Raw genomic sequence first — 220 nt, forward strand, 5'->3', positions numbered from 1 at the left:
GCTGGCGCGAGGACGTCCTCGCCGAGATCGCCCCCGAACTCGACCCGCCCCGCGTGCTGCCGCGGCTGATCGAGGCCCACGAGCCAGCCGGGACGGTGCGCCCTGAGCTGGCCTCCGAGCTGGGGCTCGCCGAGGACGTGGTGGTTTCGAGCGGTGGTGGCGACAATATGATGGGGGCCATCGGTACCGGCAACATTGCACCAGGGCTGGTCACCCTGAG

1 protein-coding gene is annotated in these 220 nt (G+C 70.9%); it reads left to right on the forward strand.

Features of this window, described 5'->3' with window-relative positions:
* A partial coding sequence (locus L861_RS10015; RefSeq protein WP_035568102.1) for an FGGY family carbohydrate kinase occupies nt 1-220 on the forward strand: 220 nt, incomplete at both ends.

Origin of the sequence: Litchfieldella anticariensis FP35 = DSM 16096 (assembly GCF_000409775.1) — a bacterium.
Classification (GTDB): Bacteria; Pseudomonadota; Gammaproteobacteria; order Pseudomonadales; family Halomonadaceae; genus Litchfieldella; species Litchfieldella anticariensis.